The following is a 12,692-nucleotide window of genomic DNA, read 5'->3' on the forward strand; positions in this document are numbered from 1 at the left end:
AGGACATACCATGACCGAAGCCTATATCTACGACGCCGTTCGGACCCCCCGCGGCAAGGGCCGCAAGGACGGGGCCTTGCACGAAGTGACTTCGTTGCGCCTGTCCGCCCAGGTGCTGAACGCGGTAAAGGAGCGCAACGGCCTCGAAGGACATGCCGTCGAGGACGTCATCTGGGGCAATGTGACCCAAGTGATGGAACAGGGAGGCTGTCTGGCGCGCTCTGCCGTGTTGGCCTCTGATCTTGATGAATCCATCCCCGGCCTGGCGATAAACCGGTTTTGTGCCTCTGGCATGGAAGCCGTGAACCTGGCCGCAAACCAGGTCAAAGGTGGCGCGGGACAAGCCTATATCGCGGGCGGCGTCGAAATGATGGGCCGTGTTGCCATGGGCAGCGATGGTGCGGCGATTGCCGTGGACCCCAGCGTTGCGATGGAAAGATATTTCGTGCCGCAGGGCATCTCCGCCGACATCATTGCGACCGAGTACGGCTTCAGCCGTGACGACGCCGATGCTTTGGCCGTGGAATCTCAACGTCGCGCCGCGGCTGCCTGGGAAGACAACCGGTTTTCCAAATCGATCATCACCGTGCGCGACCAGAACGGCCTCGCCATCCTTGATCATGACGAGTACATGCGCCCCGGCACCGATATGCAGGCGCTTGGCAGCCTTAAACCCTCGTTCAAGGAAATGGGCGAGGTCATGCCCGGCTTCGACACCATCGCCATGATGAAGTACCCGCATCTGGAGCGCATCAACCACATTCACCATGCGGGCAACTCTTCCGGTATCGTGGATGGGTCAGCCGCTGTGCTGATCGGCAACAAGGAGTTCGGCGAAGCTCATGGGCTGAAACCGCGCGCGCGCATCCGGGCCACCTGCAAGATCGGCACCGACCCCACCATCATGCTGACCGGACCGGTGCCCGCGACCGAGAAGATCCTCAAGGACAGCGGGATGTCGATTTCCGACATTGATCTTTTCGAGGTGAACGAAGCATTCGCCTCGGTGGTGCTGCGGTTCATGCAAGCCTTCGACGTGGACAGCAACAAGGTGAACGTGAACGGCGGTTCGATCGCCATGGGCCATCCACTGGGTGCCACCGGCGCGATCATCATCGGCACACTGCTTGACGAGCTGGAGCGCACCGGCAAGGGCACTGGCCTTGCGACGTTGTGCATCGCTTCCGGCATGGGCGCGGCCACAATCATCGAAAGGGTCTGATACCGGATGTCTGGGCAGGAGGAACGGGGATGCGCCATCGCGGCGCAGACGCCAATCACGGTCGGAATGGCGCGAAAATGCGCCGATTCAGACGTGTTTGCCCGGCATATCCTCTTGCCCGACGCCATAGTCGCAAGCGCGGGTTTAGTCGTTGTCGATACGGCTGAGCGCATGGGCGACATCTACACTGCATCTGAAAACAAATTGGCGAGGCACGACATCGCGCTTTTTGGAAGCACCGGGTTTTGCGCGGTCGTTGCGCCGAGACATCAAATCTCGTCCGCGCAGCTGACTACGACATTCGCAATGGAAACAACTGGACACTCGCCCTGCCCTCTTCCGTCCGCGATGCACAGATCGGCGAGAGAACGGAGCATTTCCATCCTCCGGACCGGTGGCTCGCCGGTGCTGTCTTTCGCCAACGAAAAGGATCATTCCTGATGCCGAAGATCGACATCGACAGCGTTCCGATCCGGACCAATTCCAGCTACCCGGCGCCTTTTGATGCATCCGTCACCGGGCGCAGCTCACAACGTCTGGGTGACGCCGCCGGGTTAACGCAATTCGGCGCAAATCTGGTGCGGCTGTTGCCGGGAGCAAGGGCCTCGCTGCGGCACTGGCATGAAAATCAAGATGAATTCGTCATGGTTACATCTGGCACATTGGTGCTGGAGGAAGACAGTGGCGAGACCGAACTGTCTGCGGGCGACTGCGCTGGCTTCAAGGCCGGCGTCGCCAATGGGCACAGCATGGTGAACCGCTCCGATGCGGAGGCTGTTTTTCTGGTGATCGGAACGCGGACCGACACGGAGGTCGCGCATTACACACAAGACGACCTGCGCATGGAAATGTCCGGCGGCCAGACGCGCTTTATGCCGCGAGAGGGCCGCGCACCGGCCGATAAGCCCGAGGACGGTGCCGGGATCTTTGCTCCGATTTCTGCCAACCTGACGGAGGCCTTGGTGGGCGGGCGTTTCGAGGCATATCGTGCGGCGTTTCACATGCCAGCAACGATCAATCCGCGGGTTGGCGAAGGCTACACCATCTCGACAGAAGAAGAGATGCGACAGGATTATGCCCTCTATCTACAGGCCGCAACCGAACAGGGGATCACGGAGATCGACCGCCGCGTGCAGCGGACGTTTTTCCTCAGCCCCGATGTGTGTGTGGTTGAGGCGGAGGTACATTTCCGCAACGCCGCGGGGGTAACCCTGGTCGAGCCCTTCGTCACCACCTTTCGCGTGGAGCTTCGCGGCGGTGAGTGGCGCATCGGACGGGTGATCAGCTCGCTGGGACATATCAATTGGACGCATGGCCTGTCGGGCATCAGCGCGGACATGAAATTCGAACTGGATTGAGCGCGCAAACGCGCCACGAGGCAATGGGAGAGACTGAAATGGCTGATTTCACGATGGATAAAGGCGCCGATGGCGTCGCCGTCATCACTTGGGACGTTCAAGGCAAATCCATGAACGTCATGTCGATGGAGGCCTGGCCCGAACTCGACGGGCTGATCGACGACGCGCTGGCCGATGACGCGGTGAAGGGCATCGTAATCACCTCTGGCAAAGCGGACAGCTTTGCTGGCGGCATGGACCTGAATGTCATCGCTCAGATGAAAGACAGCGCTGGCGACGACCCGGCCCGGGGGCTGTTTGAGGGGGTGATGGGCGCGCATGGCATCCTGCGCAAACTGGAACGCGCGGGTATGGATCCCAAAACCAACAAGGGCGGCAAGCCTGTAGCGGCAGCGCTGCCGGGCACCGCGCTTGGCATCGGTCTGGAAATTCCGTTGGCCTGCCACCGCATCTTCTGCGCCGACAATCCAAAGGCCAAGATCGGCCTGCCGGAAATCATGGTCGGCATTTTTCCGGGCATGGGCGGCACCACGCGTCTGGTGCGCAAACTGGGCGCAATGGGCGCCTCCCCCTACCTGCTCGAAGGCAAGATGATGGCCCCGGCCAAGGCGAAATCGGCAGGCATCATTGACGAGGTGGTCGAGGATCCGCTGGCCGCTGCCAAGGAATGGGTTCTGTCCGCCAAGGACGCCGATATCCTCAAGCCATGGGACGCCAAGGGCTACAAGATGCCCGGCGGCGCGCCTTACCACCCGGCAGGGTTCATGACGTTTGTCGGCGCCTCCGCCATGGTGCACGGCAAAACCAAGGGCGTCTATCCGGCGGCCAAGGCGCTGCTGTCGGCCGTCTACGAAGGCGCGCTGGTGCCGTTCGATACCGCGCTGAAGATCGAGGCACGTTGGTTCACCAATGTTCTGATGAACCCCTCGTCGGGCGCCATGATACGTTCGCTGTTCATCAACAAGGAAGCGCTTGAAAAGGGCGCGGTGCGGCCCGCCCAAGTGCCTGATCAGACCGTCAGGAGAGTTGGCGTTCTTGGTGCGGGCATGATGGGCGCCGGCATCGCTCTGGTCTCGGCTCAGGCCGGCATCGAGGTGGTGCTGATCGACCAGAAGCAGGAGGCTGCCGACCGCGGCAAGTCCTACAGCGCCGACTACATGGACAAGGGGATCGCCCGAAAGAAGGCCACGCCCGAGAAAAAGGACCAGATCCTGTCACGCATCACGGCGACAACGGACTACGCCGCGCTTGCTGACGCCGATCTCATCATCGAAGCGGTTTTTGAAGATCCCAAGATCAAGGCCGAGGTGACCAAGGCCGTCGATGCAGTGACAAACGCCGACTGCATCTTTGCCACGAACACCTCTACCTTGCCGATTTCGGAGCTGGCGAAAGCGTCCAAAAACCCGGAGCAGTTCATCGGCATCCACTTCTTCTCTCCGGTGGAGAAGATGATGCTTGTGGAAATCATCAAGGGCAAGAAAACCGGGGATCGTGCGGTGGCCAAAGCGCTCGATTTCGTGCGCCAGATCCGCAAGACGCCGATCGTCGTGAACGACGCGCGGTTCTTTTACGCCAACCGGTGCATCATTCCCTACATAAACGAAGGCATCCGCATGGTGAAGGAAGGCGTGTCGCCAGCCCTCATCGAGAACGCCGCCAAAATGATCGGAATGCCGCTGGGCCCGCTGCAGCTGGTGGATGAGACTTCCATTGATCTGGGCGCCAAGATCGCACGCGCGACCAAGGCCGGGATGGGCGACGCCTACCCCGATGGTGAGGTCGACGAAGTGATTTTCTGGATGGAAGAACAAGGACGTCTGGGCCGCAAGACCAAGGCGGGCTTTTACGACTATGACGAAAAGGGCAAGCGTCAGGGCCTTTCCGAGACGGTGAAAGCGCAGTATCCGCAGTCCGGTGACCAACCCAGCGTGATCGAAGTGCAGCACCGCCTGCTGTTCGTGCAGTGCCTTGAAGCCGTGCGCGCGTTGGAAGAAGGCGTCCTGATGGACATCCGCGAAGGTGACGTGGGCGCGATTCTGGGCTGGGGCTTTGCGCCTTGGTCTGGTGGTCCGTTGAGCTGGTTGGACATGATTGGCACGCCTTACGCGGCTGAACGCTGTGATCAGCTTGAAGAGACATATGGCACACGCTTTCACTGCCCGGATCTGCTGCGGGAGATGGCGAACAAGAACCAGACCTTCTATCGTCGGTTTGCTGTAAAAGCCGACGCGGCGTGAGCATTCTGACCAGACCATTGGAGGAGGGGAATTCGCAGTCCCCTCCCCTGCCGGATGTGTTGAAGATCCAGCCGTGATCCCGAGTGACACTCGCGTCAAAACAGTCGAATGCCCCTGCAAGAATTTGCAGGGGCATTTTGTTTCTGCCCCAGGGCGAACATCCAAAGACTGTATTGGAAAGCGGGTTTGGACGTTGAGCGGCCTGAAATTGCAGAGCATTTGGTCAACCACCCCGCTCAGGACATCCAGTGTTAGCGTCGCACGCACAGAGAGGGGAGCCAAACTCTGGTTTTATGCCTGCGCTTTGCTTCAAAGGCTTTTCCAACACTGTCCGGTCAAAGGTGACGTTCGGGTCTGGTGGAAAGGCTCAAAAAAACCAACGGTGTTAGCAAGAACGAATCTGCCAGCGACCTGGAGTCCTCGATGAAGAACATGATGAAATCCGCCACAATCGCAGGAGTGATTGTCGTCACGTCTTGCGTGCAGGCGATTGCGGCTGACAACATGGCCGGCGTTCAGAAAATCACGGTCGCTTCCGAGGAACGGGGAGCCGATCTGGAGGTGACGATCTGGTACCCAGCCTCTACCGGCGGCGAGAGCGTGAGCTTGGGCGAGAACATCTTCTTTGAGGGGACACCGGCCCTGCAGGGAGCATCCGTGCGCGACGGTACATTCCCCCTCGTGCTGCTGTCCCACGGGGCGGGTCTGGCCGGTCGTGCCGAGGCGATGAGCTGGATAGCCGCCCCACTGGCACAGGACGGCTTTATCGTCGCCGCGCCCACGCATCCCGGGAACACCGGACGGGACCGCTCGGCCGCAGAAACCATGAAGCTCTGGTTGAGGTCATCCGACATTTCAGCGACGCTTGATGCGATCAAGGAGGACCCGACGCTCCATCCACATCTTGCGAACGATCAGATCGGGGTTCTGGGCTTGTCGATGGGCGGCAACACTGCGCTTTCTCTGGTCGGTGCCAGGCTCGATCCCGAGCTTTTTGCAAGCTATTGCGACACGGATGAGCTCAACGCGTCACTGTGCGATTGGATGAACCAGAGCGGCGTAGATCTCCACAAGATGGACAAGAGGGCCGCCGGGCGAAACAATGCCGACCCCCGGATCCGTTTCGCCATGGCAATCGACCCAGCACCAGCAGATATCTTCGCCCTTGCATCCCTTGATGAGGTTTCGGTTCCGGTTTCCATCGTGAACTTGGGCAAATTGGCCGAAATACCTCAAACCATTCAGGCGTCGGAGATCGCTGCCGCCATTTCCGCCTCGAATTATCAGGTGATCGAAGATGCCAGTCACGCGTCCATGTTCCCTGAGTGCAAGGCAAACGCTGCCGAAATTGCTCTTGAGGAAGGCATCGAGGACCCGATCTGTACCGACGGGAATGGCGTCTCCCGTGACGCAATCCATGCTCAGCTCATAGAAATGACCATTGCGGCGTTTCGCAAGGCCATGCCTTCCGAGAGCTGATATCGCAGGTCGCCAAAATGGGTTTTACAGCCGCACCCGTTGTTGAGATGCCAAATTTGCGATCTGCACGTCTCCGGAGCATGCTCTGAAACATGTCGAGCATCAGCTCGGCGCGCGATAAGCGTGCTTGTTGCCCAAAGTGCCATCAGTAGGTTTTTGTCCGATGTTATTTGGCGTCGGAGGGTGCTCTTGATGAACGTGATCTTCTTCGAATGCCAGCCCTTGATCTGGAATGAGGCATCGAACGCCATCGGTTCGAGAGGATGCCGAATCCGCGGCGCCGTGGTCTTGTTGATCCCCAGCAGCCACGCACCGTGCGAAAGCCGAAGGAGGGCTCCTCCTCGATCCACTGCCCGGCAGCACATGCGCAGCATGTGTGAGATGGCGGAGCACCAATTCGGTTTTCACCAGCGCCTCGGCGATCTTTCCAGCCTTTCCCAAGGCCTTTTCTTGTTCCAGCGCATTCGCCAGTTACACGGTCGAGAAGAAGCGCACCCGCTTGCGATGATGCTAGGGGCAGTATTGTGCGACTGCGCAGCCGTATTCTGCTCAGTCGTTTTGGCCGTCTCCGCAGCCGAAGCATCCGGAAACAAGTCTTTTCGAGCCGGGTGATCGCAAGACACGCGCCAGCCTTCACTGTAATATGGGAGTGAAGGTGCAGTACCATCTTGCGCTACTATGGGATGCGTCCGCCTGGCATCAGTTGAGCGCCTGAGAATAAGCATGAGGCCGGTTGCAGCAGCACGCCGGAGTAAAAAGATGAAATCAAATGTGGAGCTGTATGTGGGGATGAAAAATCAGAGCGCGGAACTTCTGAAATTCATCATGCCCCTACATAAGATTTTGGCGGAGGCTCAGCCCGCCAAAGTCTAATTGCAAATTGGCGAAAACTGTAGGTTTTTCCCAATTTTTATGATTATTTTTCGATTTTATTGCAGGCAAGGTGTTGAACCATGTCGCAATACGTTGCACTCTTTTTGGCGGGTATTTTGTAGGGTAAGAAGTGCCGCGCCAAGTAAAAGAGCTATCCGCGCTGGATGTGCGCAGGTTGAAACATCCCGGACAAGGGCGCAATGCAACCTTTGCGGTTGGCGGTGTCTCAGGCCTTCTCTTGCAAATCACACCGTCCGGCGGGCGCACTTGGATTCTGCGTACGTCCGTAGGGAACAAACGCCGCGAAATCGGTTTGGGCGGTTTTCCTGATGTCACTCTTGCGCAGGCCCGCGAACGGGCGCGAGAGGTAAAGGACAAGATCCGCCAAGGCATCGACCCGGTGGAAGAACGCAAGGCCGCCCGCGCCGCGCTGGTGGCGTCGCAGCGCCGGGGCATGACCTTTGCGACCGCGACGGACAAATACCTTGCCGCCAAGCTGGACGCCTTCAAGAACGCCAAGCACCGCCAGCAATGGCAGAACACCCTGACGACCTATGCCATGCCCGACCTCGGGCCGATGCTGGTGGACGACATCACCGTGCAGGACGTGCTGCGTGTGCTGGAACCGATCTGGCGCGACAAGACCGAAACCGCGTCCCGGCTGCGCGGGCGCGTCGAATCTGTGTTGTCATGGGCGACCGTGGCGGGGCATCGCACGGGCGACAACCCGGCTCGCTGGAAAGGCAACCTCAAGGAACTTTTGCCCGCCGCTGCAAAGGTAGCAAAGCAAGCCAATCAACCCGCCGTGCAGATCGACGATGCGCCACGGTGGTTTACCGCACTGCGTCAGCGTGAAGGAATGGGCGCGCGGGCGTTGGAGTTTGCCGCTTTAACCGCCTGCCGCTCGCAAGAGGTGCGAGGCGCGACATGGGACGAAATCAACATGCAGGCCGCGCTGTGGATCATCCCGGCGGCACGGATGAAGATGGACCGCGAACACCGCGTGCCGCTCACGTCCGAGGCTGTCGCGCTGTTGGAGGTCCTGCAGCGCCATTACGGCAACCCGCTGGTGTTTCCCGCGCCCCGTGGCGGCGAACTGTCGGACATGACCCTGAGCGCGACCATGAAGCGTCTGCACAAGGCGGATGTAGAAGCGGGAGGCGCGGGTTTCGTTGACCGCGTAAGCAAGCGCCCCGCCGTGCCGCATGGTTTGCGCAGCACCTTCCGAGATTGGGTGGCCGAACGCACGACCTATCCCGGAGACATGGCAGAGGTTGCCTTGGCGCATAAAGTCGGGAACGCTGTCGAAGCATCTTATCGGCGCGGTGACATGGTTGAGAAAAGGCGGTCAATGATGGCGGATTGGTGTGGTCATTTGATCTCCGTTTTCAGAACAACGCCAGAGGATACATGACGTGGGGAAAAACTTGGTGCCTACGCGGCAAATCGTTATTGAAGATGTTACACTTCGCCATACACATTCTTCCGATATTTCCCTTCCAAATTGGGTTTTCGCGGGTGGCGATGGTGAGGTGCGCGATATCTGGGAAGTCGCCGTAACCCATCGACATGGTCGTCTACCTTCTTCCCGTCATGATTACTTCTTCGCTACTGAGAACGAGGCCAAAGAATTTGCCGAAAAAATTCTGAAAAATGGTTGCATGTTTAACGATGCGTCGATGAGTTATATCCAAAAAAAAAGAATGGTAAGGCTAATCATTGATGGGTTTGCCGGCGGCAAATGCCCAAGCCCCAAAATTACTAGGTCGTCTCTGCCTACGGCAATCACGATGAAGGCTGGATTATCTCAAGGCGAAGGGCAACCTAGTGCAGAAATCTTAGAAAACCTCGGTGCCACCCGAGTTGAGCAGCTTCAGTCGGAATTTGGAGAGGTTTGGTGGGCGGCTGCCGAGTTCGAATACTGTCAAATAAACCTCCCTTATAGCTCTCTCGCATTTATTGCTTCTGGGTATCATTTTTACCTCTTCGTCGCGGAAAACTATTTTCAAGCAGGATACCTGCTGCGTGACTTGGAGCAGTTAGCGACAAGTGTTGAGCAAGATGCAGTGCACTTAGAGAAAATGCGGGATTCCGCAAAGAAAAAGAGCGGCGATTCTTCTACGAGATTGCGTTCCAAGCGCCGCCAGAGTTTGTTGAAGGCGATCGAGCAGGTGGCGCATCGCAATCCGGACGTCGTAGGATTGGGCGAAAAACAAGTCCTGAAATTAGCATTGCCGATAGCAAAAAGTGCTGACCCCAGGTTGTGGGGGCAAGGCAGCGGACAGGTTGAAGAGTACTTGGCGGAGATCCGTCGAGGCGAGGCGGGTAAGCGCGTTAAGGCTAGGTACGAGGCAATCTTTCAGAGGCCAACCGCTTAAGGGGTTTCTCAAAAAGATGCTTGCCGCTTAATCGCTGTAGCCTATTGCGCAAACCGTTTAGGGGGCGGCGACAAAGGCTTATTTTACGCGACGCCAGCTGCCATCATGCCTTCAATTGCAGTACATTGGAGGCTAAAAAAAGATGGCACACACCTACCTTTCCGACACACAAGTCGCGGCGCGATACGGCGTACATCGGTCTTGGCCATGGCGTCGGGCAAAGCTTGATTCAACCTTTCCACAGCCGGTTGCCCTGACTCCCGGCTGTACACGGTGGAAACTTGCTGATCTTGAAAATTGGGAGGCACGGCAATCCGCCTAACCTTAACCGCCACCCAAGAAAGGGGCGGCGGCTAGGTATAAAGTTTTCTTGGCTAGACACCCGAAAGCTATCCCACCCCGCCCAGCCTATCAACGACTAAGGCTGAAAATGGCATACAAAAATTCGGAAGAAACTCCCGATCTCACATCTTGCGAAAGTGGTTTGAACCGCGATTTCTCGATGTTCTATAGTTTTTTGGTTGCACGCAGAGTGCGAAGTTTATGCGCAGATTGTTGCCTCTCTAACTTGGGGGGAGAGTGATGAACGCACGCGACCTCACCCAAATGCTGCGCGGCACGTGGCGTCGCCATTATGGCACCGCGCCGTGCCCTGTCTGCCAATCAGAACAACGTCCCGGGCAGAACGCCCTGACGCTTTCTGACGGCAACAAGGGGCTGCTGGCCCACTGCAAGAAATCCGATTGCGGGTTTCGTGACATCTTGGGGGCAGTTGGCGTCGCCCCCACGGCCCCCAAGGGATTTGCCCCGCCAGATCCAGCCCATCGCGCGCGACGTGAGGCGGAGGCCAAGCGCCGTGCAGCGCAGGCCAAGCGCCGTGCAGCGCAGGCCTGCGCAGTCTGGCACAAGGCGTTGCCGATCAGTGCGACCATCGCGGAAACCTATCTGCGCGGGCGGGGCATCACCTGCGCCTTGCCCGATACGCTGCGCTTTCACCCTGACTGCTGGCATGGGGCAACAGCGCGGCGGTATCCTGCTATGGTGGCCTTGATCGACTGGGGTGTAGACTTTGCGGTGCATCGAACATACCTGCGCGCTGATGGTTGCGGCAAAGCCGACGTCGACCCGTCCAGGGCCATGCTGGGGGCAGCATCTGGCGGCGCGGTCCGGTTGACGGATGAAGGCGGGCCGCTGGTGGTGGCCGAGGGCATCGAAACTGCACTGTCGCTCGCATCAGGGCTGTTGCAACGCCCCGCGACCATTTGGGCGGCGCTGTCCACTTCCGGGCTGCGGGGCCTGAAAATCCCTTTTGAAACTGGGCGGCTGACCATTGCGCCCGATGGGGACAAAGCGGGCCGCACGGCGGCAATTGAGCTAGCCGAACGGGCGCACGCCTCTGGCTGGATCGTCTCGACCCTTCCCGTGCCGAATGGGCGCGACTGGAACGACATTCTGATGATGAAAGGGGGCATGCCATGAACACCCCGCAACCAATCCCCTTTGCGCCCGAAGGCCCGCAACCGCTGGTGCGCGAAATAGCCTCCGGTGCCGCTTATCCGGTGGATCACCTTGGCCCACTGCGAGCGGCTGTCGAGGCGGTGCAGGCCCGCACGCAGGCCCCCGTAGCCATCCCGGCGGCATCGGCTCTCACGGTGGCGTCGCTGGCGGTGCAGGGCTTTGCCGATGTCGAAACGCTGGGCGGTGCGCGTCCTTTGTCTCTATTCGCCTTGACCATCGCGCGCAGCGGTGAACGCAAAAGCAGTTGTGACGCGCCCTTGATGGCGGCATTGCGCGACCATGAGCGCGAACAAAGCCGCGCTCGTGCCGATGCTGTCACCTGCTGGCAAAATACACATGCGCTGTGGAAGGGGGAGCGCGATCGGATCTTGGGTAAGATTCGCAATGGCGGGAGTGAAATTAGAACTGCCGCGCAGGCTGATCTTAAGGCTTTGGGGGGCGAACCAAGCGCCCCGCTTTCGCAAGACCGTACCGTAACTGAGCCGACCTTCGAGGGTTTAACCAAACTCTTTGCTGAGGGTCAGCCATCTCTCGGTATCTTTTCCGATGAGGGAGGACAGTTTCTAGGTGGTCACGCAATGAACAGAGATAATCGCACGAAAACTCTCGCCGCTTTCAACGACCTGTGGCAGGGCAATCCGATACGTCGCACAAGAGCAGGGGATGGGCATGCCGTTTTTTTTGGCCGCAGGCTCGCGGTTCATCTGATGGTTCAGCCCAGCGTGGCGTATGATTTTCTGGCTGATGCAATGACGGTGGATACCGGCTTCCTACCGCGATTTCTCGTTTGTGAGCCACCGAGCACCATCGGTACGCGGTTATACAGGGAGGTCGACATGGCTTGCCAGGCTATAGGTCAATTTGAATGCCGCCTACGGAAGATACTAAATGCGCCGATGCCTTTGATGGACGACAATCAATCCTTGGATCCCCGTGGGCTGAAACTCTCCATGGAAGCCAAGTTTCGGCTGATTGAGTTTGCCAACGAAGTAGAGGTGGCCCAAGCGCCAGGACGAGACTTCGACAGCATTTCAGGCTACGCATCGAAGGCTGCTGAACAAGCGGCTCGTATATCGGGCGTATTGACACTGTGGAGCCACCTCGACGCCAAGGAAGTTTCGGCTACCACGATGGTTCATGGGATTGAGCTGGCCCGGTATTATCTTTCCGAAGCGCTCAGGTTGACTGCCGCAGCACGGGTATCACCGCAGATCAGAAAAGCTGAGAAACTACGAAAGTGGCTAATCGAAGAATGCGAGTACGATCACGTGACAGTTCGGGACATGATGCGTTTCGGGCCTAGCGGAATGCGTGAGAGGCCTCAAATTAAAGAGTCGGCCGGCGTACTGGAACAACATGGGTGGTTGATACGGCTGCCAGAGGGAACAACCATTCGCGGGTCCGCCAGAAAGGAGTGTTGGCGCATCTGCAGGAGTGGCTAGTACTACAGCGACAACCGCGACACCCGCGACAAACCTCTAATTTTGTCGCGGGTGTCGCGGTTGTCGCAAACCAAAGACGACGGTGTGGGCAGGCCGTTAGATACCCTAAGAGAAGTAGTCCGGTGTGAGTACTGTTGGGCGACACGCCATGCAGTGTATGGATCACGGGTGAAACTCAAGCT

8 protein-coding genes and 1 pseudogene are annotated in these 12,692 nt (G+C 58.5%); 8 read left to right on the forward strand and 1 reads right to left on the reverse strand.

Annotated features, from left to right (window positions below; all coding sequences use genetic code 11):
• Positions 1-10 precede the first annotated feature (10 nt).
• From GGQ68_RS03525 to GGQ68_RS03540, 4 genes are all read left to right on the forward strand, one after another.
• Positions 11-1,222, forward strand: a complete 1,212-nt coding sequence (locus tag GGQ68_RS03525; RefSeq protein WP_183963040.1) for an acetyl-CoA C-acetyltransferase — start codon at positions 11-13, stop codon at positions 1,220-1,222.
• A gap of 440 nt (positions 1,223-1,662) precedes the next feature.
• Positions 1,663-2,580: a cupin domain-containing protein gene (locus GGQ68_RS03530; protein ID WP_183963041.1), complete on the forward strand. Its 918-nt coding sequence runs from the start codon at positions 1,663-1,665 to the stop codon at positions 2,578-2,580.
• A gap of 38 nt (positions 2,581-2,618) precedes the next feature.
• Positions 2,619-4,820, forward strand: a complete 2,202-nt coding sequence (locus GGQ68_RS03535; RefSeq protein WP_183963042.1) for a 3-hydroxyacyl-CoA dehydrogenase NAD-binding domain-containing protein — start codon at positions 2,619-2,621, stop codon at positions 4,818-4,820.
• Between the two features lie 423 nt (positions 4,821-5,243).
• Positions 5,244-6,299 carry an alpha/beta hydrolase family protein gene (locus GGQ68_RS03540; RefSeq protein ID WP_183963043.1) on the forward strand — a complete coding sequence of 352 codons (1,056 nt, stop codon included), beginning with the start codon at positions 5,244-5,246 and terminating at the stop codon, positions 6,297-6,299.
• A gap of 387 nt (positions 6,300-6,686) precedes the next feature.
• Here the strand turns inward: GGQ68_RS03540 and GGQ68_RS24235 are convergent.
• Positions 6,687-6,809 (reverse strand): annotated as a pseudogene (locus tag GGQ68_RS24235) (ATP-binding protein); the annotation flags it as partial.
• Positions 6,810-7,302: 493 nt separating this feature from the next.
• On the opposite strand from GGQ68_RS24235, the gene GGQ68_RS03545 reads away from it, so the two are divergent.
• The 4 genes from GGQ68_RS03545 to GGQ68_RS03565 all read left to right on the forward strand — a co-directional run bounded on the left by GGQ68_RS03545 (position 7,303) and on the right by GGQ68_RS03565 (position 12,510).
• Positions 7,303-8,586 (forward strand): tyrosine-type recombinase/integrase, encoded by a 1,284-nt coding sequence (locus GGQ68_RS03545; RefSeq protein WP_343055836.1) that lies wholly within the window; start codon positions 7,303-7,305, stop codon positions 8,584-8,586.
• Position 8,587: 1 nt separating this feature from the next.
• Entirely contained in the window at positions 8,588-9,550 is a 963-nt protein-coding gene (locus GGQ68_RS03550; protein WP_183963044.1) for a hypothetical protein, read from the forward strand.
• A 582-nt stretch (positions 9,551-10,132) separates the two neighbouring features.
• Positions 10,133-11,029, forward strand: a complete 897-nt coding sequence (locus tag GGQ68_RS03560) for a DUF7146 domain-containing protein (RefSeq protein ID WP_221235516.1) — start codon at positions 10,133-10,135, stop codon at positions 11,027-11,029.
• Positions 11,026-12,510 (forward strand): YfjI family protein, encoded by a 1,485-nt coding sequence (locus GGQ68_RS03565; RefSeq protein ID WP_183963047.1) that lies wholly within the window; start codon positions 11,026-11,028, stop codon positions 12,508-12,510. The genes GGQ68_RS03560 and GGQ68_RS03565 overlap by 4 nt, the downstream gene beginning before the upstream one ends.
• Positions 12,511-12,692: the final 182 nt, after the last annotated feature.

Origin of the sequence: Sagittula marina, from assembly GCF_014196795.1 — a bacterium.
In the GTDB taxonomy this organism is placed as follows: domain Bacteria; phylum Pseudomonadota; class Alphaproteobacteria; order Rhodobacterales; family Rhodobacteraceae; genus Sagittula; species Sagittula marina.